Genomic DNA, 2,410 nt, shown 5'->3' on the forward strand with positions numbered 1-2,410 from the left:
TCCGCTGCCGGAACCTGGCCCCAGAGCAATCGCACCCAGCAATGTCTACGCTCGGGCTAGCGTTCGCGCGCGTCGCAATGCGGCTGTCACCTTTCCTTCTCCCAGTGGTCGTGCTCGGCCTGAACACGCTTCTCGATCGCGGCCCGCTCGGCGTCGGGGGATTTAGCCCGCTCTTCGTGCGCGCGCTGCGACTTTTCGAGCGCCGCCTGCGCTTTCGCGACCAGTCTCTCGCGTTTGACCTCCTCCTTCTCCCTGGCCACTTTTGCTGGCGCTCGGACTCGGAAGCCGCTTTGCGTGAGTCCTCGACGATAATCTTAGGGCCGGTCGCTTCTTCGAAGCTGGACGCGGGGTCTTTCTTCGGAGGCTCTCATCTTCCAGATCAGGCAAAGCGGAGTGCTCCGCGACCGTAGCCGACGAAGGCGGGCCGAGCTGGAGGATGATATTCAAGCAATGGACGTTGCCGAGGCAATTGCCAAACGGCTTCTGACCGAACGTCCGGAGCTGAAGAATCTTCATTACTGCATCGTGGTCTCAAATGATGATTGGGGAGGAAGTCTGCCGCATCCCCCTAGATATTGTTCACTGAACCTGGAAACTGGCCACGGGCGTGGTGCGTTAGCGAGTCAGGATTCTCCAAGGTGTCCGGCCGTCCGTTCAAGCAAATCCGCAAAGCCATCGCGCTCGGAAACTCGAACCCATCGAGCGAAGCCTCCTTCGGACGCGCCCATGCTTATCCTCGCCGAAAGATTCGGCCGCGTTCGGCGGCGAGGGCAAGATCTGCCCAATCGCCAGCGAGCTTCAACCATCCGTCGCGGTCGACTTGATTGGTGCTCCGCGCGGCCTCCTCACGACATGAAGCCGCCTCCTTGTAGAACTGCTGCGCTGAAGAGGGCATTTCGGCATAACGGGACAAACTACCGGATGGATCGCTCTTCATCGTCGGCCTCGGGGCTAGACCGGCAGCTTCGCAAGAGTGGCTGGTCGTTCTTGCAACACTGTCCTGGTGCCGGCGTTCCTATTTGCGGGTCAAACCCTTGAATGAACTAGCGCGAAGTAGCCCTTCTGACGTGATGTCCCGGTACTCGACCTCCGCAAAGTATCTTGGCTCTACCCAGGTGGCCTTAGGCTTCTTGATGGGCTTGGTGAGCTTGGTTTTCAGGCTAACGACCGTATCGAGGGCTTTGCGGATTTCCGCCGACTTCGTCCGGCTCCAGCCCGTCCCGACCTTGCCAATGTAGACCAGCTCCTTGCCATCCTTCTTGCCGAGGTAGAGCGCGGCGACGCCGGTTGGGTCTTTGACGAAGCCGACAACGGGGAAATTCTCGCGCTGGGCCGTCTTCAGCTTCCACCAGGCTTCGGTGCGCTCCGATCGATACGGGGCGTCCACGCGCTTGGAAACGATGCCTTCGAAGTTCAACCGTGCTGCGGCCTTGAATAGCTCCTGCCCGTCACCTTCGGCGTGCTCGCTGTAGAGAGCTGGCGGTTCTATGCCGTGCGTCTCGAATAACTCCTTCAGCAGTTCTTTCCGCGCAAAGCTGAGAGGTCTTCCGAAGGTCCCCGCCATCCAGCCATAGGAGATCGAAGGCGTAATACTGCAAACGATCCTGACGGCCTCCTGCGAGTTCGGCCTGGAGTTCGGAGAAGTTGGTACGGCCTTCGTGGACGACTACGACCTCGCCGTCGATGATGGCCTGGTATGGAAGGTCGAAGGCACCGGCAATGACGGAGAAGCGCTTAATCCAATCGTGACCGTTGCGGGTGAAGGCTTTGCGGGTGTCGCCATCGATGTGGAATGGGATGCGGTAACCGTCGTATTTGATTTCGTGAATCCAGTCCTCGCCCGCCGGGGCTTTCATCTTGAGCGTGGCGAGCTGAGGCTTGATGAAGCCCGGCATCGCCGGTCTGGTACGCCTTGCCACTTACGCAACTCACAAAAAGCCCGCCGATCGGTTGCGGCCAACGGCGGGGAGTTTACCTAGCTTACTCAACAAATCTCTAACTTCGGAGCTGCCATGGTGTTCCACAGACGAATACACCCCGACCCGGCCACACACCGCAATCGACTGTCCAGGTTGTGTTTCCGCGAACGGGCCCCGAACGTCCCGCGAACAGGATATGATAAAAGAGAACGGCCTCAGGGGACGTCACTCGTGGTTCGGTTCGGCCCGATGCTGCGCAGGCTTGTTGAGGAAACCTCCGATTGCCGGGGGCCGCTTCGCGTACTGGTCGGTCGCTCAATGTGCCCGCAGGAACTATAAGTGGCAGCCATGGTTCTCCGGGTGACGCAACGTAATGGCTGCCCAGATGTCCCAGACCGTCTCCGACTTCATCGTCCAACGTCTGCATCAATGGGGCGTCCGCCATATCTTCGGTTACCCCGGTGACGGCATTAATGGCGTGTTCGGCGCCA

4 protein-coding genes are annotated in these 2,410 nt (G+C 59.7%); 1 reads left to right on the top strand and 3 read right to left on the bottom strand.

The window, feature by feature from the left end; all coding sequences use genetic code 11:
* Positions 1–86: 86 nt before the first annotated feature.
* The 3 genes from OWC48_RS45760 to OWC48_RS47035 form a co-directional block, all read right to left on the bottom strand.
* Positions 87–260 carry a hypothetical protein gene (locus tag OWC48_RS45760; protein ID WP_282525891.1) on the bottom strand — a complete coding sequence of 58 codons (174 nt, stop codon included), beginning with the start codon at positions 258–260 and terminating at the stop codon, positions 87–89.
* Positions 261–1,015: 755 nt separating this feature from the next.
* Positions 1,016–1,564, bottom strand: coding sequence for a hypothetical protein (locus OWC48_RS47030; RefSeq protein ID WP_306664778.1), 549 nt, complete (start codon positions 1,562–1,564; stop codon positions 1,016–1,018).
* The gene (locus OWC48_RS47035; protein WP_306664779.1) at positions 1,449–1,895 is read right to left on the bottom strand and encodes a hypothetical protein; all 447 of its coding nucleotides are present in this window, start codon (positions 1,893–1,895) and stop codon (positions 1,449–1,451) included. Before OWC48_RS47035 ends, OWC48_RS47030 begins: the two co-directional genes overlap by 116 nt.
* Before the next feature lie 409 nt (positions 1,896–2,304).
* Here OWC48_RS47035 and OWC48_RS47320 point away from each other — a divergent pair.
* Positions 2,305–2,410, top strand: a 106-nt coding sequence (locus OWC48_RS47320) for a thiamine pyrophosphate-binding protein (RefSeq protein ID WP_368860694.1), incomplete at its 3' end; no start/stop codon positions are given.

Source organism: Bradyrhizobium sp. Arg816 (assembly GCF_029989365.1).
Taxonomy (GTDB): Bacteria; Pseudomonadota; Alphaproteobacteria; order Rhizobiales; family Xanthobacteraceae; genus Bradyrhizobium.